Genomic DNA, 21,466 nt, shown 5'->3' with positions numbered 1-21,466 from the left:
GTCGGGCAAGCCAGACCTGCCGGTTCCACTCGAATTTGTGGATCCGGGTCGCCCGGGCGGCCCAGCTTCGTCGTACCCGGCGGGCAGGATGGTTCACGCCGGCAGCCGGATGTACCGATGGAGGGACCAGCGATGACCGCGGTGTTGGAGCGCTTCGGGGCGGCCACCCGGGAGTGGTTCTCCGCCGCCTTCGCCGCCCCGACCGCGGCGCAGACCGGCGCGTGGGAGGCGATCAGCGACGGCCGGCACGCCCTGGTGGTGGCACCCACCGGATCCGGCAAGACGCTCGCCGCGTTCCTCTGGTCGCTGGACCAGCTGACCCGCTCGCCCGCTCCCGACGATCCGCGGCTGCGGTGCCGGGTGCTCTACCTGAGCCCGCTCAAGGCACTCGCGGTCGACGTCGACCGCAACCTGCGTACCCCGCTGGTCGGCATCGACCAGGCCGCCGCCCGCATCGGTGCGCCGGCGCCGCAGGTGACCGTCGGCATCCGCACCGGCGACACCCCGGCCGATCAGCGACGCGCCTTCCTCCGGCAACCGCCGGACATCCTCATCACCACTCCCGAGTCGCTGTTCCTGCTGCTCACCTCGGCCGCCCGGGAGTCGCTGCGCGGCGTGCGTACGGTCATCGTCGACGAGGTGCACGCGGTCGCCGGCACCAAACGCGGCGCGCACCTGGCGTTGTCGCTGGAGCGGTTGGACGCGCTGCTGCCGGCGCCCGCCCAGCGGATCGGCCTGTCCGCCACGGTCCGGCCGATCGAGGAGACCGCCCAGTTCCTCGGTGGCCGTCAGCCCGTGCAGGTGGTCGCCCCGGCCACGACCAAGACCATCGAGGTCAGCGTCCAGGTGCCGGTGCCGGATCTCGACCAGCTGGACGAACGCGAGTCGGCGCAGGAGGACCCCGATGGTCCGCCGCCGGCCGGCCGGTCGATCTGGCCGGCGGTCGAGGAACGCGTCTTCGACCTGATCCGGCGGCACCGGTCGACCATCGTGTTCACCAACTCCCGACGCTCCGCGGAACGGCTCTGCGCCCGGCTCAACGAACTCGCCGCAGGCCGGGCGGACGGCACGGACCAGCAGTCCGGCCCGCACGGCGGCGACCGCGGCGGCGACCGGCGGTCCGGTACCCGGATGCCGGCGGAGATCATGGCCCAGTCGGACACCGCGCACGGCGCCCCGGCAGTGATCGCCCGCGCCCACCACGGCAGCGTGTCGCGCTCCGAACGGCAGCAGATCGAAGAGGCGTTGAAGTCCGGCCACCTGCCGGCGGTGATCGCCACCTCCAGCCTGGAGCTCGGCATCGACATGGGTGCGGTCGACCTCGTCGTGCAGATCGAGGCACCGCCGAGTGTCGCCGCCGGCCTGCAGCGGATCGGCCGGGCCGGGCACCAGGTGGGCGCGCTGTCGCACGGGGTGATCCTGCCCAAGCACCGTGGTGACCTGCTGGCCTGTGCGGTGGTCAGCGAGCGGATGGCCCACGGCGCGATCGAGCAGCTGCGGTACCCGCGCAACCCACTCGACGTCCTGGCCCAGCAGATCGTCGCGATGGTGTCGCTCGATCCCTGGCCGGTGGACGCGCTGGCGACCCTGGTACGCGGCGCGGCCCCGTACGCCGACCTGCCCGACTCGGCGCTGCACGCGGTGCTGGACATGCTCTCCGGCCGGTACCCGTCGACCGCTTTCGCCGAGCTGCGGCCCCGGCTGATCTGGGACCGCGACGCCGACCTGCTCACCGGGCGGCCGGGCGCGCAGCGGCTGGCCGTCACCAGTGGCGGCACGATCCCGGACCGTGGCCTGTTCGGTGTCTTCCTCGCCGGGGCCGAACGGCCGGTGCGGGTCGGCGAGCTCGACGAGGAGATGGTCTACGAGTCCCGGGTCGGCGACGTCTTCCTGCTCGGTGCGACGTCGTGGCGGATCGAGGAGATCACCCCGGACCGGGTGCTGGTCACCCCCGCCCCGGGCCAGGCAGCCCGGATGCCGTTCTGGAAAGGCGACCAACCTGGTCGCCCGGTCGAGCTGGGCCGGGCGCTGGGCGCCCGGCTGCGCCAGGTCAGCCGGGAGGACCCGACCGCCGCCCGCGCCGGGCTGTTGTCGTCCGGTCTGGACGACTGGGCCGCCGACAACCTGCTGCGTTACCTCGACGACCAACGCACCGCCGTCCGGAGCCTGCCGGACGACCGGACGGTCGTCGTCGAACGGTTCCACGACGAGCTCGGCGACTGGCGGCTGATCGTGCACAGCGTCTTCGGTGCCCAGGTGAACGCGCCGTGGGCACTGGCGATCGGCCAGCGACTGACCGAGCGGTACGGCGTCGACGCCCAGGTGCTGCCCGCCGACGACGGCATCGTCATCCGGCTACCCGAGATGGCCGACACCCCACCCGGTGCCGATCTGGTCGCCTTCGACAGCGACGAGATCAGCCAGCTCGTCGAAACAGCCGTCGGCGGGTCGGCCCTGTTCGCCGCCCGGTTCCGGGAATGCGCCGCCCGGGCGCTGCTGCTGCCCCGCCGGGATCCGCGACGCCGGCAGCCGCTGTGGCAGCAGCGGCAACGCGCCGCCCAGCTGCTCGACGTGGCGCGCGAGTTCACCGACTTCCCGATCACCCTTGAGGCGGCACGGGAATGCCTGCGGGACGTCTTCGACATGCCGGCGTTGGCCGGGCTGATGGGCGACCTGGCGGCACGGCGGCTGCGGCTGGTGGAGGTCGAGACACCCCGGCCGTCGCCGTTCGCCCGGTCCCTGCTGTTCGGCTACGTCGGAGCGTTCCTCTACGAAGGGGACCTGCCGCTGGCCGAGCGCCGGGCCACCGCGCTGAGCCTCGACTCGACGTTGCTCGGTGAGCTGCTCGGCCGGGTCGAGCTGCGGGAACTGCTCGACCCAGCGGTACTCGACGAAACTCACCGGCAGCTGCAATGGCTGGACGGGCACCGCCGGTTACGCGACGCCGAGGACCTGACCGAGCTGCTGCGGGTCGTCGGCGACCTGTCCGACACCGAGTTGCGGGCCCGACGGATCGACCCGGGCTGGCCGGCCGAGCTGGCCCGGGCCCGGCGCGCGCTGCGGGTACGGATCGCCGGGCAGGATCGGTGGATCGCAGTGGAGGACGCCGGCCGGATGCGCGACGCGCTCGGTGTCGCGCTGCCGGTAGGCGTCGCCGCGGCGTACCTCGCCCCGGTGGTCGACCCACTCGGCGACCTGGTCGCCCGCTACGCCCGTACCCGGGGGCCGTTCGACACCGCCGGGTGCGCCGCCCGGTTCGGGTTGGGCACCTTCGTCGTCGAACAGACCCTGCGGCGGCTCGCCGCGACCGGGCGGATCGTGGCCGGCGAGTTCACCCCGGACCGGGCCGGCACCGAGTGGTGCGACGCCGACGTGCTGCGGCTACTGCGGCGCCGCTCGCTCGCGGCGCTGCGCCGCGAGATCGAGCCGGTGCCGGCCACCGCCCTGGTCCGGTTCCTTCCCCGGTGGCAGCAGGTCGCCGGCCCGGGTCGCGGGGTGGACGGGGTGGCGGCCGCCGTCGAGCAACTACAGGGAGCGGCTCTGCCGGCCGGCGCGGTGGAACGGCTGATCCTGCCCGCCCGGGTGGCCGACTACTCCCCCGCGTACCTGGACGAGCTCTGCGCTTCCGGCGAGGTCACCTGGTCCGGTGCCGGCGCGGTCGGCTCGGGTGACGGCTGGATCCGGTTGGTGTTCACGGAGACCGCGCCGCTGCTGCTACCGCCGCCGGACCCGGCGCTCACGCTGACCCCGGTGCACGAGGCGGTGCTCGCCGCCCTCGCCGACCAGCAGGCGTTGTTCTTCCGGCAACTGGCCGACCGGGTCGACGCGGCGCTCGCCGGCACCGCTGGCGTTGCGCCCGCCGACACTGCCGATCCGGCCGGGCGGATCGAGACGGCGATCTGGGATCTGGTGTGGGCCGGCTGGCTGACCAACGACACACTGGCTCCACTGCGGGCCGTACTCGGCCCACGCCCGACACAACGGGTCCGCACCGCCGCCGGGGCACGGGGTCGGGCCCGGCGGGTCGGTCGGGAATTCGTCGCCCGTACCGCCGCACCGCAGCTGGCCGGTCGGTGGTCACTGCTGCCATCCCGCGACCCCGACCCGACCCGGCGGGCGGCGCTCACCGCCGACGTGCTGCTCGAACGGCACGGGGTGGTGACCCGGGGGGCGGTCGCCGCCGAGGGGCAGCCGGGTGGGTTCGCCGCCGTGTACCCGGTGCTGGCCGCGTTGGAGGAACGCGGCGCGGCCCGCCGGGGCTACTTCGTCGACGGACTCGGTGCAGCCCAGTTCGCCGTACCGGGTGCGGTGGACCGGCTGCGGGAACTCGCCAGTTCCGATCCAACGCACCGCCGGCAGCCGGAGGCGGTGGTGCTGGCGGCAGCCGATCCGGCGAACCCGTACGGCGCGGCACTGCCCTGGCCGGAGCGACCGGTGGACAGCGCCGACGAGTCGAACGCGGGGCACCGACCCGGGCGCAAGGCCGGGGCGCTGGTGGTCCTGGTCGACGCGGAGGCGGCGCTCTACGTCGAACGCGGCGGTCGCAGTCTGCTCTGCTTCACTCAGGACGGACAGCGGCTCGAGGCGGCGGCCCGGGCGCTGGCCGACGCGGTGAGCTCCGGGGCACTCGGCACCATCTCGGTCGAACGCGCCGACGGGGAGCGGGTGCACAGCTCCCCGCTGCGGACGGCGCTGGCCGCCGCCGGCTTCCGGGTCACCCCACGTGGACTGCGGTTACGCGGCTGATCGTGAACGTCGGCCGGGGCACCGCCGCCACGGCGAGGTCCGCCGGGTGTCACCGCTGTCGGCGGTGCGCTACCGGCGGTCCGTCGACGGGGTACCTCAGGCACATGCCCGAAACGTTCCTGTGGAAGGCTTAGCGGGTGGTCCCGTACTCCGTCGACAGATGCCCCTGCTGTGGTTACCGGACCGGATGCACCACCTGCCCCGTCTGCTTCTGGACCGACGACGGCCAGGGCGATGACGACGCCGAGGTGGTGCGTGGCGGGCCGAACGGCGACTTGAGCCTGTCCCATGCCCGGCTCAACTTTGCGATCTACGGTGCCAGTCATCTGCGGTACGCCGACATCGTCCGGCCGCCGCGTCCTGACGAGTCACCGTAGCGATTCCAGTGATCCGCCGGGTCAGGAATGGGCCGACATTCTGCTACGGTGTCGGCACCCTGTTACCGCGACGCCACAAACCGCACTCCCGCCACGTGATGTCAATCGGCCAGATTCGCACTGGGTGAACAACCCCTCGGCCGCGATGTTGAACCGGGGACATCAGCCGAACGGCCGATGCCGACGAGTTGAGTCAGATTAGCCACAGGAAACGATTAAATGCTTCTTTTTTCTGCGGATTTCGAGCCAGCGGCATTGACGCGCGGGCCGTATTCGACCTAACGTTCTGATCGATCATCAACCGCTCTGTCGACCCCACTCGGAGGTTGAGACACTATGGCCCGGGCACGATCTGCGGCACACACCCCGCGCCGGTTGGCAGCAGTCCTGGTGGGTCTCGTCGCCGGGCTGCTCGCACTGCCTGGCGTCGCGCTCGCGCAGCCCTCTGGAGCGACCCAGCTCGCCGCCACCGACATCCAGTTGCTCAACGGCGTCCGGCTCGCCGGACTGTGGGAGATCCCGGCTGGTGTGCTGGCCGCAGAGAAGGGCAGCACGCAGAGGGTCCGCGAGGTCGGCGCCGAGATCGCCGACCAGCACATCGAGCTCGACCTGTTGGTGGTCGAAGCGGCGAACGAGCTCGGCGTGGAGCTGCCCACCGACCCGACCCCCACCCAGCAGGGCTGGGTCGACGAGATGAAGGTCGCGGAGGGTGCCCGGTTCGACCGGATCTTCGTCGAGCGGCTCCGCGCCGCCCACGGCAACATCTTCCCGGTCATCGGTGCGATCCGGGCGAGTACCCGTAACGACGTCGTCCGGCAGCTTGCGCAGGACGCCAACGGCTTCGTCCAGACCCACATGTCACTGCTGGAGAGCACCGGTCTGGTGCGGTACGGCGAACTTCCCCCGGTTCCTCTGCCGGCGCCGCCGGACGACAGCCTCCTCGCTGCGGTCCAGGCCAACGCGGAGATCAACAACGGTGTCAACTCGACAGCGATCTGGGTGGTGCTGATCGGCGCGCTGGCGTTGGGCACCGCCGCCACCTTCGCCGTCTTCCGACGACGGTACTGAGAGTTATCGTCACCCTGACTGCCCGGGCCGGAGACATCTGGCCCGGGCAGTCGGCTGTCCGGCCTGAGGCAGTCGGCCGGCTATCCGGCCCGCCCGGTCGCGATCTGCGGCAGGATTGTCGTCGTGCCTGAAGGCGACACCGTCTGGAACACTGCCCACCGGCTGCGCGAAGTGCTGGCCGGCCGGCGGCTCACCGGCAGCGACTTCCGGATCCCCCGGCTCGCGACCACCGACCTGTCCGGCTGGACGGTGCTGGACTGCGTGAGCCGGGGCAAGCACCTGCTGCTGCGGCTCGCGGCACCCGACGACCGGCGGTACACCCTGCACTCGCACCTACGGATGGACGGCAGTTGGCGGATCTACCGGGTCGGTCATCGCTGGGCGGCCCGGCCGGCACACCTGATCCGTGTGGTACTGCGCACCGATGAGTTTTGCGCCGTCGGCTACCACCTGCACGAACTTGCCCTGGTGAGGGCGGATCGGGAGCCGGAACTCACCGCCGGGCTGGGGCCGGATCTGCTCGGTGCCGACTGGGACCCCGCCGAAGCGGTCCGCCGGCTCGCCGCCCGACCCGAGACGCCTGTCGTCGAGGCGCTGCTCGACCAACGCAATCTCGCCGGGATCGGCAACGTCTACGCCTGCGAGTTGCTGTTCCTGCGCGGTGTCGCCCCCGGTACACCGGTCCGCGAGGTGCCGGACCTGGCCGCCGTCGTCGACCTGGCACGCCGGCTGCTGGTCGCCAACCGGGGGCAGGCCAGCCGCAGCATCACCGGCCTACCTGGGGAGGCCACCTACGTGTACGGCCGCTGGCGGCGGCCGTGCCGCCGCTGCGGCACGGCAGTGCGTCGCGTCGAGCCGGCGGTAGGGCGGGTCACCTACTGGTGCCCGACGTGCCAGCCGGGTCTGGTGGCTGGCGCAGCTCCGCCAGCCCGGCGGCAACCCCCCGCAGCAGGTCACCGGCCTCGGTGAGCCGGCTCACCGACGGGTGCTGCCCGACCGCACGACCGTCCTCGGCGACGTAGTTGGCGGCCGCCGCGACGAGACCTTCGTAAGCGACGGTGCCGGCTTCCAGTTGCTCGACGAGCACCCGATGCGAGTCGGCCAGCCCGGCATCGGCCGGAGCCAGCCGTACCGCCTTTTCCACGCTGGCCACCCGGTACGCCAGGTCGCGCAGCGACTGCTCGGCCACCGCAGCTTCGAGCTGCGCCGACTCGCCCGGCCCGGTCAACTGCGGCGCCAGCCCGGCGAGGGTACGCGCGGCCCGGTCCAGCCGGGTCCAGATGTCGGCCGCCGCCGTTCCGCGCAACGCCAGCAGCGCCTGCTGTCGGCGTACCTCACCGATGGCGGCCCGGCCGAGCGGAATCCGCTCGACGGTGGCGACCAGCTTGAGCCGGGCCTGCTCGGCGGCGATGGCCGGATCCGGCGCGGGGGGCGGCGGTTGCGCGGTCAGCGCCCGCAGATCGGACCAGCGCCAGAAGGCCAACGCCGTGCTGGCGCCGGCCGCCGCCGCCCATACCGCGTCGACCGGGCTGACCCCCGCGTGTGGCAGCAGCACCGCCGCCGCGCCGCCGAAGCCGCCAGCAAGCACGGTCCACCGGCGGGCACCCCGACGCAGGCGACGCAGCCTGCGGAAGTAGCGAGTCCGTGGATCCACCACCGTTGCTCCTTCCCGCCCCCCTGGCCCGATGGTCAGCCGGCGGCGGAGGCGTCACCGGTGTTCTTGTCCTTCGCCATCGAGGCACGGAGCTGGTCAAGGCGGGCGACACTGGCGCCGTCCGCGCCGGCCGTGCTGTCCGCACCCGCCGGGGTCTGCTCGACCGCCGGCCCTGGCTGTGCCCCGGCGAGCCTCTCTCCCGCCATGCTGGCCCGGATCTGGTCGAGCCGCGACGAACCAGCCATGTCGAGGGTGGACTTCTGCACCTCGAGCATCCGCCCCTCGACGGAGTTGCCGGCCAGCTCGGCCCGGCCCATCGCGGTGGCGTAGCGCTGCTCGATCTTGTCCCGCACCTCGTCGAGCGACGGCGTGTTCTTCGGCGCGGCGAGCGCCGACATCGACTCCAGCGACGACGCCACGGTCTCCTGCATCTTGGCCTGCTCGAGCTGGCTCAGCAACTTGGTCCGCTCGGCCAGCTTCTGCTGCAGGATCATCTGATTGTTCTCCACCGCCTGACGGGCCTGAGCAGCGGCGGCCAACGACTGGTCATGCAGGGTCTTGAGGTCCTCCATCGACTGCTCGCCGGCAACCAACTGGGTGGCGAGAGTCTGGGCGGTCTGCTCGTACTTGTTCGCCTCCGCCTCGTCGCCCTCGGCGCGGGCCTTGTCGGCCAGCACCAGCGCCTGCCGGGCCATCCCCTGCAGTCGCTCGACCTCGCTCATCTGCCGGGAGAGTTTCATTTCCAGCTGTCGCTGGTTGCCGATCACCGCGGCGGCCTGCTGAACCAGTGCCTGGTGCTGGCGCTGGGCGTCCTCGATCGCCTGCTGGATCTGCACCTTGGGGTCGGCGTGCTCATCTATCTTGGCGCCGAACAGCGCCATCAGGTAGCGCCAACCCTTGACGAACGGGTTCGCCATCTCTGCGGTATCCCCTCACTATCGGCGCGAACGGTCAGGCGGTCACGGCGGCCCGACCCGGGCGGTACGGTGCGCCGGCACCCCTACCATCGTCCCAGGCCGTCGCCACCGCGTAAGCCGCCATCGGTGGGATCCGGCAGGGTGGGCCGGTTGAGGGTCAACCTTAGTGTCCCGGATCCAGCGGTGGCGAGCCCAGGATCCGGCAGCCCGCTGCCGCTCGATCGGCCGCGGCTCAGGCGGCGCAGACGACGTCACGGTCCCGACCGCCGGTGTTCGGCACCCGCCGGGAGGCCCGCAGCGTCGTCTTGAGCGGCGAGTCGCTGCGGACCGAGACGGTCACCCCGCCCTCGGAGGCGACCTGGTGCGCCGAAGCGTCGCCCCGCTCGGTCGTACCGACGGCGCCGTCCGGGGCGGAGCGCAGAACCTCGCTGTGGCTCGGCCGCTCCTCCAGGGGCCGCTCGGACGACGTCGGGGACTGCTCGGGAAACGGAACCAGCAGGCCCTGCCGCTGCTCAGCGACGGCGACGGTGTGGCTCACGTCACGCAGCACCTCGGACAGCTGGGCACCCAAGGCGTCGCAGATCGCAGCGAGCAGCTCACTCGAGGCTTCCTTCTGGCCGCGCTCGATCTCGGAGAGGTAGCCGAGGCTGACGTTCGCGGCGGTGGAAACCTCGCGCAGAGTCCGGCGCTGACCCTGCCGGCGGGCACGCAGCGCGTCACCGATAACGCGGCGTAGCAGGACCATCGCACCTCCCCCTGTCCGGGACCGGCCGGCGAGTGCCGGAGGCTTCCCGCAACCTTATCCGTTCGCCACCCGATCGACACCCCACCCGAGAGCACGAATCGGGCCCGACAGGGCGATCAGAGTCAGATGTCAGTTATATCCGCTCGGCGTCCCGGGTGTCCCCCGCTCAGGGCCGCGTGGCGTGTAGTTGCGTCGTCAGCAGCCGCAGGGCAGCGGTCACGCTCGACCTGCGTACCGCATCCCGACCGCCGCCGAGGTCCAACCGCCGGACCTGATGCACGCCAGCCGGACCGGCCAGGGCAACGTAGACTCGCCCGACCGGCTTGCCGCCCTGCGGCTGTGGGCCGGCCACCCCGGTGGTCGCCAGCGCCCACTCGGCGGCGCACCGGACCCGGGCACCACGGGCCATGGCGACCGCGACGTCCGGGTCGACCGGTCCGCGGTCGGCGAGCAACCGCTCCGGCACGCCGGCCAGGGTGCGCTTCAGGTCGGTGGCGTACACGACCAGCCCACCGCGGAAGACCAGGCTCGCCCCGGCGACCTCGACCAGGGCGGACGCCAGCAAGCCACCAGTGAGCGACTCGACGACCGCCAGCGTCTCGCCCCGCTCGGCCAGGGCGTGCACGACCGCCGCCGCCGGGCTACCGCTGGCCGACCGCCCCATGCCGAGATCGCCACCGTCCGGCGCCGGCCGCCCGCCCGCTGACGCGCCGGCCGGAGGCACCCGGTCCGACCCGGCCGAGGTCACCGGTCCGGCCCGGTACGGCGCAGCCGCAGCGCGCGGACCAGGTAGTCCAGCCCGGTCGCCACGGTGACCAGCAGCGCGGCCGCCATGATCCACGGAGCGACTGCGGCGAGCACCGACGGCAGCGGCAGCAGGTACCAGACGATCGCCGTGATCTGCAGTGCCGTCTTCGCCTTGCCGCCCCGGCTCGCCGCGATCACCCCGTGCCGCAGCACCCAGAACCGGATCAGCGTGATCCCCCACTCACGCACCAGGATCAGCCCGGTCACCCACCAGGGCACCAGGTCGTACCAGGACAGCAGTACCAGCGCGGTGCCGGTCAGCGCCTTGTCGGCGATCGGGTCCGCGACCTTGCCGAACGACGTCACCAAGGCGTACCGGCGGGCGATCCAGCCGTCGATCAGGTCGGTCGCCGACGCGACGACGAACGTCAGGCAGGCGGCGATCCGCCAGCCCGGATGGGTCATCTCGGAGAGAACCACGAACACCACGAAGACCGGCACCAGCACCATGCGTAGCCCGGTGAGCGCGTTGGCCGCGTTGACCACCGGCACCGCAGCGACGGCGGTACGCGGACCGGCGGAGGCACCCGGCTCGGTCATCGGCTCACCTGACCGCGGTGGAGATCGGCCGGTCGGCCGTACCGGACGAGAGCACGTCACCCGGCACTGCCACCAGGTCGACCCCTTCGGTCCCGGTCACCGTCGCCCGGACCAGGTCGCCGGGGCGCAGCGTGGCGAGGTCGACCCCGGCTCCGGTGGCGCCGGCAGCGCCGGCAGCGCCGGCCACCAACGTCGTCGAACCGTCCACCTCCGGTGCCTGGTGCGCGGCCCGACCCTCCACCAGCCCGTCGTCGACGCTGTCGACCAGCACCTCCACCGTCGTGCCGACCCGTTCCTCGGCCCGCTGCGCGCACAACTCGTCGGCCAGCGCACAGATCCGGTCATAGCGCCGCTTCACCGTGGCGGCCCGTACCTTGTCGGGCAGACCGGCGGCCTCGGTGCCGTCCTCGTCGCTGTAGTCGAACACCCCGATCGCGTCCAACCGGGCCGCAGACAGGAACCGGACCAGTTCGTCGACGTCCGACCGGGTCTCGCCGGGGAACCCGACGATGAAGTTGCTTCGCGCGCCGGCCTGCGGCGCCAGCGACCGGGCCGAGGCCAGCAGGTCGAGGAACCGCCCGGTGGAGCCAAAGCGCCGCATCCGGCGCAGCACCGGCTCACTGGAGTGTTGGAAGGACAGGTCGAAGTACGGTGCCACGCCGGCCGTGGTGGCGATCGTCTCGATCAGGCCCGGACGGGTCTCGGCCGGCTGCAGGTAGCTGACCCGCACCCGGACGATGCCGTCGACGGCGGCCAGCTGTGGCAGCAGCTTCTCCAGCAGTCGCGGATCCCCCAGGTCCTTGCCGTACGAGGTCGAGTTCTCGCTCACCAGCACAAGTTCCCGAACTCCGGTGCCGGCCAGCCACTCGGCCTCGGCCAGCAGCTCCTCGGGAACGCGGGAGACGAACGCTCCCCGGAACGCCGGGATGGCGCAGAAGGCGCACCGGCGGTCACAGCCGCTGGCCAGTTTCAGCGACGCCACCGGGCCGCTGGCCAGCCGACGCCGCAGGACCGCGCGAAGGTGCGCGGGGGTGTGCTCGTCGACCGTCGCGTGACCGGGCACGACGACACCGGAGCGCTGCCGGGAAACCGGGGTCAACGGCAGCATCGTGCGGCGGTCCCGGGGCGCGTGCGCGGGCAGCTGCTCGCCGGCCAGCACCGCCCGCAGCCGGCCGGAGATATCCGGGTAGTCGTCGAACCCGAGGACGGCCTGCGCCTCCGGCAGGTGCTCGGCGAGCTCCCGGCCGTACCGTTCGGCCATGCAGCCGGCAGCCACCACCTTGGCCCCGCCGTCCGCGGCGTCGAGCAGCGTCTGCACCGAGTCCTGCTTGGCTTTCTCGACGAAGCCGCAGGTGTTGACGAGCACCACGTCGGCACCGTCGGAGTCGGTGGTCACCTGCCAGCCGTCGGCGTCCAGCCGGGCGGCCAACTCCTCCGAGTCGACCTCGTTGCGGGCGCACCCCAGGGTGAGCAGGGCGACGCGCCGGCCGGACGGTTGGGCGGGAGGCGGGGGAAAAGCAGACACCTGACGAGGGTACCGGGCCATTGGCGTACGGCGGCCGGGCGGCGCGGTGCCGGACGATCCGACCGGTCAGCCGACCGGACCAGTGCGGTCAGCCCGCCTCGACGGCCCGCAGACTCGCCAGCGCGTCCTCCAGCTCGTCCGGCTTGACCAGCACGTCGCGTGCCTTGGAACCCTCGGACGGCCCGACGATGCCCCGGGTCTCCATCAGATCCATCAACCGGCCCGCTTTGGCGAACCCGACCCGCAGTTTGCGCTGCAGCATCGAGGTCGACCCGAACTGCGAGGTCACCACCAGCTCGATCGCCTGGACCAGCAGGTCGAGGTCGTCACCGACGTCCTCGTCGATCTTCTTCTTGTTCTCCTGGGCGGTGGTGAGCACGTCGGGGCGGAATTCCGGCTCGCGCTGCTTCTTGCAGAAGGCGACGATCTCGTCAATCTCCTTCTCACTGACCCAGGCACCCTGGATGCGCAGCGGTTTCGACGCCCCCATCGGCAGGAACAGGCCGTCGCCCCGGCCGATCAGCTTCTCGGCGCCCGGCTGGTCCAGGATGACCCGCGAATCGGACAGCGACGACGTGGCGAAGGCCAGCCGGGACGGCACGTTCGCCTTGATGAGGCCGGTCACCACGTCCACCGACGGCCGCTGGGTGGCCAGCACCAGGTGGATGCCGGCGGCCCGGGCGAGCTGGGTGATCCGGACGACCGAGTCCTCCACGTCCCGGGGGGCGACCATCATCAGGTCGGCCAGCTCGTCGACGATCACCAGCAGGTACGGGTACGGCCGGATCTCCCGCTCGCTGCCGGGGGGAGCGGTGATCTCCCCGGCCCGTACCTTGCGGTTGTAGTCGTCGATGTGCCGGACGCCGTTCGCGGCCAGGTCGTCGTAGCGCATGTCCATCTCGCGTACCACCCACTCCAGCGACTCGGCCGCCTTCTTGGGGTTGGTCACGATCGGGGTCACCAGGTGCGGGATGCCTTCGTACCCGGTCATCTCGACCCGTTTGGGGTCGATCAGCAGCAGCCGTACCTCGTCCGGGGTGGCCCGGCTGAGGATCGAGATGAGCAGCGAGTTCAGGCAGGACGACTTGCCGGCGCCGGTCGCCCCGGCGATCAGGATGTGCGGCATCTTCGCCAGGTTGGCCACCACGAAGCCGCCCTCGATGTCCTTGCCGAGCGCCACCAGCATCGGGTGGTGGTCGGCGCTGGCGGCCCGGGAGCGCAGCACGTCACCGAGCGACACGTCCTCCCGGTCGGTGTTCGGAATCTCCACGCCGACCGCGCTCTTGCCCGGGATCGGGCTGAGGATCCGCACGTCCGGTGACTTCACCGCGTACGCGATGTTGCGGGAGAGCTGGGTGATCCGCTCCACCTTGACCCCGTGGCCGAGCTCCACCTCGTAGCGGGTCACCGTCGGGCCACGGGTGAACCCGGTGACCGCCGCGTCGACGTCGAACTGCTCGAACACCCCCTGCAGCGCGGCGATCACCTCGTCGTTGGCCTTGCTGCGGGTCTTCGCCGGCGGCCCGGTCCGCAGCAGTTTGGCCGGCGGCAGGCGATAATCCCCGGACAGCCCGGTGATTGCCAGCTGCTCGGCGCGGGTCGGGGTCGGGGAGTGCTCCGGCGGCTCCGGCGGGGTGCGGGTGGTCGGCACCTTCGCCGCCGGGCGGCGCGGCAGCTCCATCGTCTCCTGCAGATCGAGCGGCTCGGCCGGGGCACCGTCGTCACCGGCCGACGGTGCCGGCGGGGCGTCGGCCGTCCGGCTGGCCTGCCGGCGGCGCGGCGGTCGGCGGCGGGCCCGCTCGTCGCCAGCGGTCTCGTCGTCAGCGGTGTCGGCGTCGGCCGAGGTCGGATCGGACTCCGGCCCTCGCCCGGTCACGACCCCGGCGAGCAGCCCGAGCCGCTCGGGAATTCGATTGATCGGCGTGGCGGTGACGACCAGCAGACCGAAGATCAGCAGCAGGATCAGCAACGGTACGCCGACCCAGTAGCTGACCGTGCGCTCCAGTACCGTGCCGACGCCGAGCCCGATCAGCCCGCCAGCGTAGTCACGCTGCAGGTCGTCGTCGGGGCGTTGGCCGATGTGCAGCAGCCCCGCCGTGGCGACCAGCATCGCCGACCAGCCGACCAGCCCGCGGCCCCGGGGTTCCGGCTCCTCCGGTGGGTCACGCATCAGCCGGACCGCGCCGATCAGCAGCAGCAACGGCACGGCGACCGCGATCGCGCCGACGAACAGCCGCATCATGTCCGCGACGCGGACCCCGAACGGACCGGCCGCGCCGAACCAGATCGCCATCGAGGTGAGGATGGCCAGGCCGAGTACGAACAGCCCGGCACCGTCACGCCGGTGCTCCGGGCTCAGCTCGCGCGCAGTGGCCGCCCGGCGACCGGCGGTACGCACCGCCCAGCCGACGCCGTGCGCCAACCCCATCCAGGTGGCGCCGACCGCGCGACCGACCAGGACTGCAGGCGAGTTGCGGGCCGGGCGCCGCCGGGCCGTCGGGCGCTTGCGGGCCGGGGTCCGGACACGGCCGGTCGCGGCGCCGCGGCTGGTCGACCCGCCGCGCCGCCGATTCGCCTGGGAGGTTCGGCCGGCCATAGGGTCCCACGGTAACCCCGCCGGCATACAAACCCTCGCTTTTCCGGGTCGTGTCCGAACCACGCGGGGCGGCGCGGCTGTGCCACCATTCCGAACGGCCCCTACTGTCCCCCGGGCCACGACGACGCCGTCCATCGCCGGACCCCCGTCCGGACATCGCCGGCCCGTCCGCGCGCCGGCTCCCGACCGGAGCGCGAGGCCCGCCGTCCGACGTGCCGTACCGAAAGGACCACCGTATGCCCCCGCCGGACCCAGACGACCTGCCCGACGCGCCCTCCGGCGGTGGTGCGATGCAGGTGCTGCGGCCGCTGACCACCGCGATGATCGCCGAGACCCTCACCGCGCGCGGCTACCACTTCCAGGCCGACTCCGACGGCGACCTGATCGGCCGGTGGAACGACAACCTGATCGTGTTCTCCCGGCTCGGACCCAACGGCGAGGTGCTGCGGGTCCGGACCATCGCGTCGACCCTGTTCACCGTGGACGACGTGCCCGCGCTGTACGCCTTCTGCAACGAGTGGAACCACGACCGGCTGTGGCCCAAGGCCTTCGTCCACGTTGACGACGACGGCACCGCCCGGGTCTGCGGGGAGCTGATCACCGCGTTGGAACGTGGAGTCAGCTCACCGCAGCTCGACCACCTGCTCGACTGCGGGATCGCCACCGGCTGCCAGGTCTGCGACGCCGTCGCCGAGTTGGCGGGCTGACCCGGATGGAACGCCGTTTCCAGGTCGACCTGCGCGGCATCGTCGACCTGCTCAGCCACCACCTGTACGCCAGCCCTAGGGTGTTCGCCCGCGAGCTGGTGCAGAACGCTACCGACGCGATCACCGCCCGGCGCGAGGCCGAGCCCGACTGGGCCGGCGGTACCGTCCGGATCGAGCCCACCGCCGACGGTGGCCTGCGGGTGCACGACGATGGCATCGGCCTGACCGAACCGCAGGTACACACCTTCCTGGCCAGCGTCGGGCGTACCTCCAAGCGGGACGACCTGGGCTTCGCCCGGCAGGACTTCCTCGGCCAGTTCGGCATCGGCCTGCTGTCGTGCTTCATGGTCGCCGACACCGTCGAGGTGGTGACCCGGTCGGCCCGGGGCGGACCGGCGGTACGCTGGATCGGGTACGCCGACGGGCGCTACACCACCGAGGTCGACGACGCCGCACGCGGACCGGTCGGCACCACCGTCACGCTGCGTCCCCGCGCCGACGCCGGGCACTGGCTGGCCGCCGACCAGGTCCGTGACCTGGTCGGCGACTACGCCCGGCTGCTGGACGTCCCGGTGCTGTTCTGCCCGCCCGCAGGCGAGCCGGTCCGGCTGACGGAGCCACAGGCCCCGTGGGAGGTGGTCCACGCCGACCCGGCGGCCCGCCGGGAGGCGCTGCTGGACTACGGCGCGACGCTGCTCGGTGCCCGACCGATGGACGTGATCGACCTGCGGTTGCCGGAAGCCGGGCTGGTCGGCGTCGGCTTCGTGCTGCCGTCGGCGTCGACGGTCGGCCAGGGCGGGCACCGGGTCTACCTGAAACGGATGCTGCTCAGCGACGACGCCAGCAAACTGCTGCCTGAGTGGGCGTTCTTCGTCCGCTGTGTGGTCGACACCTCGATGCTGCGCCCCACCGCCAGCCGCGAGGCGCTCTACGAGGACGACCTGCTCGGTGCGGTCCGCGACGGGCTCGGCGAGCAGATCCGCAGCTGGCTGCTTGAGCTGTCGGTAAGCCAGCCGGAACGGCTCGCCGCTTTTCTGCGGGTGCACCACCTCGGGGTCAAGGCGCTCGCCGTCCGCGACGACGAGATGCTGCGGCTGGTCGACTCGTGGCTGCCGTTCGAGACCAGCCGGGGGATGATGCCGCTGCGGCTGTTCCGCCAGCATCTGGCGATGATCCGGTACGTGGAGACGGTCGACGAGTTCCGGTCACTGGCCGCGATCGCGTCCGCCGCCGGTACGCCGATCGTCAACGCCGGCTACGCCTACGACGCGGAGATCCTGCAGCGCCTGCCCCGGCTGGACCCGGCGATCCGCACCCGCCGGCTGGACCCCGGCGAGCTGGCCGCCCGGTTGGAGACCCTCTCGCCGGGGCAGCTGGCGGTGGCGGAGACCTTCCTGTCCACCGCCCGCACGGTGCTGGCCGAGCTGGACTGCGTACCGCAGCTGCGGCAGTTCGACCCGGTCACGGTGCCGGCCCTGTACGTCCTCGGCCAGGCCGCCCGCGAGCAGGACAGTGTGCGCCGTGCGGTGGCCGGCTCCGACGAGCTGTGGTCGGAGGTGCTGTCCGCGTTCGCCGAGGTCGACGTCGACCACCGTCCGGAGCTGGTCTTCAACTGGCGGCACCCGCTGATCCGCCGGCTCGCCGGGCAACCGGCGGGAGCGGCGCTGCGCAACGCCGTCGAGGCGCTGTACGGTCAGGCGCTGCTCGCCGGTCACCATCCGTTGCGGGCGGTGGACAGCGCCGCGCTCAACCGGTCCTTCCTGGCCCTGCTGGACCGGGCCTTCACCGATCCGGCCGCCGGGCCGGGCACCCCCACCGAGGAGACACCGTGACCGCCGAGGAGCTGGTCCAGGCGCTGGACGAGGCCACCGACCTGCCTGACGGAGACGGCAAGATCGCTGAGCTGGAACGGATCGCCGCGCACGCCGACGCGGCCGGGCAGGCACGGATCGGCTTCGACGCGCGGATGGCGCTGATCGAGACGTACAACCACCACACCGAACGCTGGCGGATGCTGCCGGCGTTCGGCTGGTGTCTGAGCACCTTCGACCGTTATCCGGAGTTGTTCGAGCCGTGGGACGCCGAACTGCTGCGCTGGTACCACAAGTGGGCGGTCGCCACGCTGCGCGGCACGCCCCGGGTGGGTCTGGCGCAGACCCGGGCCGCGCTGGACGACATGGAGCGCCGGTTCACCGCCAGTGGGCAGAGTCTGCAGGCGGTGTACAACCTGCGCTGCAAGATCGCCGACCATGTCGGCGACCAGGCTCAGGCCCGGCAGTGGCTGGACCGGTGGCGCACGGCCCCACGGGACGAGAACAGCGACTGCGCCGGCTGCGACCCGTCCCGCCAGGCCGAGCTGCTTGCCGGCTGGGGTGAGTGGGAGGCGGCGCTGACGATCGTCGAACCGGTGCTCAGCGGTGCGGTCGGCTGCACCGAGCAGCCGGAGAAGGCGCTGGTCGCGGTGATCCTGCCGTACCTGCGGTTGGACCGGTACGCCGACGCGGCGCAGGCGCACGTGCGGGCGTACCGGCGGCACCGGCACGAACGTGATGCCTTCCCGTACCTGGCCGAGCATCTGCGGTTCTGCGCGTTGGTCAGTCAGCACCAGCGTGGCCTGGCGATCCTCGCCGAGCATCTGGAGTGGCTCGACCGGCCGTACGACGAGTCCTCGGCGATGGAGTTCGCCGCTGCTGGTGCCCTGGTCTGCCGGCTCGCGGCCGCCGCCGGCCACGGCGACGAGACGATCCACCGGCCGGAGTACGGCGACCGGCCGGCCGCTGACCTGCCGGTGGCCACGCTCGGCGCGCAGCTGGCCGCCACCGCCGCCGAGCTGGCGGGCCGGTTCGACGCCCGCAACGGCACCGACCACCAGTCGCGGCGGATCGCCGACTGGCTGGCCGCCGAGCCGCTGACCGACGCCGTCGAGCTGCCGGCCGATCAGCCGCCGCCCGCCGGCGGCGAGGTCGGCGTACCGCCGGCGGGCGGCACCCCGGACGTGGTCTCGCCGTTGACCCTGGAGGGCATCACGGCGGCGCTCAACGAACGCGGCGACCGGTACTTCGTCGACGACAACGGGGTGGTCGGCGGCAAGTGGGGGCACGCGGTAATCCACTTCGAGCGGCTCGGCGAGCAGCAGCGGGTGCTGCACAGCCGGGTGCTGGCCGACCGGCGGCTGCCGGCGGACCGGCTGGCCGAGGCGTACCGGTTCTGCAACTCGTGGAACCACGACCGGCTGCTGCCGAAGGCCTATGTGCACGACACCGGGTCCGGCGAGCTGATCCTGGCCGGCGACGTGAGCACCGACCTGGCGTACGGGGTCAGCGGGGCGCAGCTCGCCGCGCTGGTGAACGCGGCGGTGATCACCGGGGCGCAGTTCGCCGACGCCGTCGCCGAACTGCCCTGAGCATCCCGGCCCAGCTGACCACGACGACCGTGGCGAGCACCAGCCGGGCCGCCCAGGCGTACTGGTCGGGGTAGATCACCCCGGTCAGGTAGCGCTCGACGAACCCTTCGTCGAAGCCGACCTGGCCGGCCCGGCGGCGGGACCAGTGCTCGGCGACGGTGAGCGGGCAGCTCAGGTTCGCCGCCACCACCAGCACTCCCCAGCCCGCCGCGGTCAGATGCAGCCAGATCGTCCGCGGCCACCGCCAGGCCAGGAACCCGCCGACCGCCAGGTAGGCGAGGAACCCGAAGTGTGCCGTCAGGATGACGACGGTCAGCAGCTCGTAGCCCATGGTGACCTCCCCGCAGGTCAGGCTACGAGCGCCGGGTAGCGGCCCGACAGGGTACGCGTACTCAACGGCGGGACGTGGGTGTGGGCGGTCAGTTCACCGAGAACCCGAGGAGGTAGCCACCCACGCCTTGACCGGACTGCACCCGGTACCGGTAGGCACCGGCGGGTCCGGAGAAACTCAACCGGGTCACCGTGGCACCGGCGCGGTCGCCCCGGGCGACCGTACGCCAGCCGTCGGCGGTGAAGCGTTGCAGCGCAAGCCGGAAGGCCGCGCCGGCCGGTGCCTGCAGGCAGGCGCTGTGCCGGCCGGCACCGGCCCGGAAGAACCTTCCGTCGGGCTGGGTCTGCCGGCTACCGACCCGGTTCAGCTCGCCGTCACGCAGCACCGGGTGGTCGGCGCAGGGACTCTGCGGCGGGTCCGCCGGCTGGGTCGGCGCGACCGTCGGTACGGCGGTCGGCACGCCGCTCGGCGGGGTCGCACCGTCCTCGGTGGTGACCAGGGTCAGGTTGTTGACCTGCAGGATCTCGGCCAGCGGCTGGAAGAATGTGACGCCACCGGTGCGGCAGTCGCCGGAGCCGCCCGAGGTGACGCCCTGCGCCTGGTCGCCGGAGAGCCAGGCACCGCCGGAGTCGCCGGGTTCGGCGCAGACGTCGGTACGGGTCAGCCCGCTGACCGCGCCCTCCGGGTAGTTGACCGTGACGTCCTTGGCCCGGATCACGCCGCACCGGGTCCCGGTGGTCGACCCGGAGCGGCAGATGCTGGCCCCGACCGGCGCTTCCACGCTGCCGGCGACCGGCAGGTTGTTGCCGTTGAAGTCGTTGACCACCGGCTGCGGCGTCCAGTCGTCGTCGACCGCGACGAACGCCCAGTCGTCGCCGGGGAACGACGACGCCTGGAACACGCCCTGCGCCTGCCGGTTGAACCCGGTGGTGGTGTCGCCGGGGCGGCCGCAGTGCCCGGCGGTGACGAAGCCGCCGATTACGGAGAAGCCGACCGAGCACCGTCCACCGGCACCGATGAAGTACGGGTCGCCGCCGCGTACGTCGAACAGCGGCACCGGCGCCTCGTCGGAGGCGTCCACCCGGACCGCGTCGGCCGGCACTCCGGCGGCGGCGGCGAAGTCCAGGGCAGCGGGCTGGGCTCCGGGCCGGGCGAGCAGCACCACGGTGTTGTCGGTCAGGTCGACGTACCAGCCGGCCAGGTCGGGGCTGGCGGCGTCGCCCACCCGGTCCAGGCTCTCCTTCACGCCGGTCAACTGCTGCTGGCTGCGGGCCACCAGGCGGGCCTCGGCACCGGCGGCGCGGACCCGGTCCAGCTGTGCGGGATCGGTCACCGCGACGACGAGGTCGGCGCCGTCGCGGCTTATCCACGCGCCCGCGTACGCCGCGTCGAGGTCGGCCCGCAGAACGTCGACGGTACGGGTGGCCCAGCGTTCGGTGGCCAGCCGGGTCCGGGCGTCCGCCGCGCTGACGCCGAGGTCGCGACGCAGCGCGGCGACGAGGTCGTCGTGCGCGGCGGCCGGCTGGTCGTCGGTGCCGGCCGGCTGGCCGGTGGCGGTGCCGGGGTCGCCGTCGGTCGGGTCGTCGCCGGCAACGGCCGGCAGGGTCACTGCGGCGAGCAGCCCGACCGTGGCCACGGTGATTCCGGCGGTGACGATCCGTCGGCGTCGCATCCGTACCTCCTCTGCGGCTGGCGTCGAATGGACGCCGGCAGGTGGTACGGAGGACGCCGGTCGATGGATCGACCCGTACGGATGCCGAATGTCACAGCCGGGTTGGTGAACCGCCCCGGGGCCGGGCCGCGTAGGAACCCTTGGCCGAGTCGGTGGGAGGCGGCCTCCACCCGCCTCCTACCGGCCGGCGAAGTCGCCTCGGTTGACCCCGCGCAGGAACCGTCGCCACTGCTGCCGGTCGACGTCCAGCCAGGGCCCGTCCGGCTCGGCCGAGTCGCGCAGCGCCACGTCGCCGGAGGCGGTCACGGTGGCTTCGAGGCACGCGTTGGTGTCGCACCGGCTGCTCCGCCACCAGCCGCGATATGTCCGCATCATAGC

The 21,466-nt window shown here is 72.6% G+C and carries 17 protein-coding genes; 7 read left to right on the top strand and 10 right to left on the bottom strand.

Translation table 11 applies throughout. The annotated features are described in order from the left end of the window. Positions 1-132 precede the first annotated feature (132 nt). The 4 genes from O7621_RS15580 (at position 133) to O7621_RS15565 (ending at position 7,160) form a co-directional block, all read left to right on the top strand. Positions 133-4,746 (top strand): ATP-dependent helicase, encoded by a 4,614-nt coding sequence (locus O7621_RS15580; RefSeq protein ID WP_282229948.1) that lies wholly within the window; start codon positions 133-135, stop codon positions 4,744-4,746. A gap of 137 nt (positions 4,747-4,883) precedes the next feature. After that, positions 4,884-5,123 (top strand): CPCC family cysteine-rich protein, encoded by a 240-nt coding sequence (locus O7621_RS15575; protein ID WP_282229947.1) that lies wholly within the window; start codon positions 4,884-4,886, stop codon positions 5,121-5,123. A gap of 336 nt (positions 5,124-5,459) precedes the next feature. After that, entirely contained in the window at positions 5,460-6,191 is a 732-nt protein-coding gene (locus O7621_RS15570; protein WP_282229946.1) for a DUF4142 domain-containing protein, read from the top strand. A gap of 123 nt (positions 6,192-6,314) precedes the next feature. Then, positions 6,315-7,160 carry a DNA-formamidopyrimidine glycosylase family protein gene (locus O7621_RS15565; protein WP_282229945.1) on the top strand — a complete coding sequence of 282 codons (846 nt, stop codon included), beginning with the start codon at positions 6,315-6,317 and terminating at the stop codon, positions 7,158-7,160. Here the strand turns inward: O7621_RS15565 and O7621_RS15560 are convergent. The 7 genes from O7621_RS15560 to O7621_RS15530 form a co-directional block, all read right to left on the bottom strand. Then, positions 7,063-7,848 carry a hypothetical protein gene (locus O7621_RS15560; RefSeq protein ID WP_282229944.1) on the bottom strand — a complete coding sequence of 262 codons (786 nt, stop codon included), beginning with the start codon at positions 7,846-7,848 and terminating at the stop codon, positions 7,063-7,065. The genes O7621_RS15565 and O7621_RS15560 overlap by 98 nt on opposite strands. Before the next feature lie 32 nt (positions 7,849-7,880). Beyond that, positions 7,881-8,762, bottom strand: a complete 882-nt coding sequence (locus O7621_RS15555; protein WP_282229943.1) for a PspA/IM30 family protein — start codon at positions 8,760-8,762, stop codon at positions 7,881-7,883. A 232-nt stretch (positions 8,763-8,994) separates the two neighbouring features. Further along, positions 8,995-9,507 carry a helix-turn-helix transcriptional regulator gene (locus tag O7621_RS15550; RefSeq protein ID WP_282229942.1) on the bottom strand — a complete coding sequence of 171 codons (513 nt, stop codon included), beginning with the start codon at positions 9,505-9,507 and terminating at the stop codon, positions 8,995-8,997. A 166-nt stretch (positions 9,508-9,673) separates the two neighbouring features. Beyond that, on the bottom strand, positions 9,674-10,171 hold the full coding sequence (locus tag O7621_RS15545; RefSeq protein WP_278174422.1) for a CinA family protein: 498 nt from the start codon (positions 10,169-10,171) through the stop codon (positions 9,674-9,676). Between the two features lie 80 nt (positions 10,172-10,251). Continuing rightward, entirely contained in the window at positions 10,252-10,854 is a 603-nt protein-coding gene (gene pgsA / locus O7621_RS15540; RefSeq protein WP_282229941.1) for a CDP-diacylglycerol--glycerol-3-phosphate 3-phosphatidyltransferase, read from the bottom strand. 4 nt (positions 10,855-10,858) lie between these two features. Next, entirely contained in the window at positions 10,859-12,379 is a 1,521-nt protein-coding gene (rimO, locus tag O7621_RS15535; RefSeq protein ID WP_282229940.1) for a 30S ribosomal protein S12 methylthiotransferase RimO, read from the bottom strand. A gap of 88 nt (positions 12,380-12,467) precedes the next feature. After that, positions 12,468-14,975, bottom strand: coding sequence for a DNA translocase FtsK (locus tag O7621_RS15530; RefSeq protein WP_282229939.1), 2,508 nt, complete (start codon positions 14,973-14,975; stop codon positions 12,468-12,470). 236 nt (positions 14,976-15,211) lie between these two features. Between O7621_RS15530 and O7621_RS15525 the strand changes: the two genes are divergently transcribed. The 3 genes from O7621_RS15525 to O7621_RS15515 are packed head-to-tail and all read left to right on the top strand — an operon-like array spanning position 15,212 to position 19,085. Then, complete coding sequence (locus tag O7621_RS15525) at positions 15,212-15,682, top strand: YbjN domain-containing protein (protein WP_282229938.1); 471 nt, start codon at positions 15,212-15,214, stop codon at positions 15,680-15,682. 5 nt (positions 15,683-15,687) lie between these two features. Continuing rightward, the gene (locus O7621_RS15520; protein ID WP_282229937.1) at positions 15,688-17,514 is read left to right on the top strand and encodes an HSP90 family protein; all 1,827 of its coding nucleotides are present in this window, start codon (positions 15,688-15,690) and stop codon (positions 17,512-17,514) included. Continuing rightward, on the top strand, positions 17,511-19,085 hold the full coding sequence (locus O7621_RS15515) for a YbjN domain-containing protein (protein ID WP_282229936.1): 1,575 nt from the start codon (positions 17,511-17,513) through the stop codon (positions 19,083-19,085). Before O7621_RS15520 ends, O7621_RS15515 begins: the two co-directional genes overlap by 4 nt. On the opposite strand, the gene O7621_RS15510 is transcribed toward O7621_RS15515, so the two are convergent. The 3 genes from O7621_RS15510 to O7621_RS15500 all read right to left on the bottom strand — a co-directional run bounded on the left by O7621_RS15510 (position 19,042) and on the right by O7621_RS15500 (position 21,463). Further along, positions 19,042-19,416 (bottom strand): DUF2784 domain-containing protein, encoded by a 375-nt coding sequence (locus O7621_RS15510; protein ID WP_282229935.1) that lies wholly within the window; start codon positions 19,414-19,416, stop codon positions 19,042-19,044. The genes O7621_RS15515 and O7621_RS15510 overlap by 44 nt on opposite strands. Before the next feature lie 88 nt (positions 19,417-19,504). After that, on the bottom strand, positions 19,505-21,088 hold the full coding sequence (locus O7621_RS15505) for a S1 family peptidase (RefSeq protein ID WP_282229934.1): 1,584 nt from the start codon (positions 21,086-21,088) through the stop codon (positions 19,505-19,507). 177 nt (positions 21,089-21,265) lie between these two features. Continuing rightward, positions 21,266-21,463 carry a DUF397 domain-containing protein gene (locus O7621_RS15500; RefSeq protein WP_282229933.1) on the bottom strand — a complete coding sequence of 66 codons (198 nt, stop codon included), beginning with the start codon at positions 21,461-21,463 and terminating at the stop codon, positions 21,266-21,268. Positions 21,464-21,466 lie beyond the last annotated feature (3 nt).

The organism is Solwaraspora sp. WMMD937 (assembly GCF_029581175.1).
In the GTDB taxonomy this organism is placed as follows: Bacteria; Actinomycetota; Actinomycetes; order Mycobacteriales; family Micromonosporaceae; genus Micromonospora_E.
Note: the sequence above shows the minus strand (reverse complement) of the source record. Positions and strands in the feature narration are given on the sequence as shown.

Coding starts and splice junctions, on each gene's coding strand:
- O7621_RS15580 (WP_282229948.1), top strand. CDS start 133: ATGACCGCGGTGTTGGAGCGCTTCGGGGCGGCCACCCGGGAGTGGTTC.
- O7621_RS15570 (WP_282229946.1), top strand. CDS start 5,460: ATGGCCCGGGCACGATCTGCGGCACACACCCCGCGCCGGTTGGCAGCA.
- O7621_RS15555 (WP_282229943.1), bottom strand. CDS start 8,762: ATGGCGAACCCGTTCGTCAAGGGTTGGCGCTACCTGATGGCGCTGTTC.
- O7621_RS15550 (WP_282229942.1), bottom strand. CDS start 9,507: ATGGTCCTGCTACGCCGCGTTATCGGTGACGCGCTGCGTGCCCGCCGG.
- O7621_RS15545 (WP_278174422.1), bottom strand. CDS start 10,171: ATGGGGCGGTCGGCCAGCGGTAGCCCGGCGGCGGCGGTCGTGCACGCC.
- pgsA (WP_282229941.1), bottom strand. CDS start 10,854: ATGACCGAGCCGGGTGCCTCCGCCGGTCCGCGTACCGCCGTCGCTGCG.
- O7621_RS15530 (WP_282229939.1), bottom strand. CDS start 14,975: ATGGCCGGCCGAACCTCCCAGGCGAATCGGCGGCGCGGCGGGTCGACC.
- O7621_RS15525 (WP_282229938.1), top strand. CDS start 15,212: ATGCCCCCGCCGGACCCAGACGACCTGCCCGACGCGCCCTCCGGCGGT.
- O7621_RS15520 (WP_282229937.1), top strand. CDS start 15,688: ATGGAACGCCGTTTCCAGGTCGACCTGCGCGGCATCGTCGACCTGCTC.
- O7621_RS15510 (WP_282229935.1), bottom strand. CDS start 19,416: ATGGGCTACGAGCTGCTGACCGTCGTCATCCTGACGGCACACTTCGGG.
- O7621_RS15505 (WP_282229934.1), bottom strand. CDS start 21,088: ATGCGACGCCGACGGATCGTCACCGCCGGAATCACCGTGGCCACGGTC.
- O7621_RS15500 (WP_282229933.1), bottom strand. CDS start 21,463: ATGATGCGGACATATCGCGGCTGGTGGCGGAGCAGCCGGTGCGACACC.